A 247-nucleotide genomic window follows, 5' to 3' on the forward strand; every position below is an offset into this window, starting at 1 on the left:
TCCGTGAACTGATTTTAAAAACCTCTTAAAACCCGTTTAAAAACCTATCAAAACCCGACAGCTTTCAACAAAAAACCGCGCATTCCCGCGCGGTTTTGTGAAAAAGCTGATGCAACTTTTTTTCAAACACAAAAACGCCGAAATCCACGTCTTTCCAAGATTTCGGCGTTTTTTTATATTACTCATTATTTGTGCAAAAACTAACAGTCCCCCACAGAAGCTTTCCATCGGCGCATTGTCCCAGCAG

1 protein-coding gene is annotated in these 247 nt (G+C 40.9%); it reads right to left on the reverse strand.

Annotated features, from left to right (window positions below; all coding sequences use genetic code 11):
• Positions 1–36: 36 nt before the first annotated feature.
• Positions 37–247: hypothetical protein (locus tag HMPREF3066_RS13345; RefSeq protein WP_210385702.1), on the reverse strand; the 211-nt coding region annotated here is incomplete at its 5' end.

This window comes from Neisseria sp. HMSC03D10 (genome assembly GCF_001807625.1).
Taxonomy (GTDB): Bacteria; Pseudomonadota; Gammaproteobacteria; order Burkholderiales; family Neisseriaceae; genus Neisseria; species Neisseria mucosa.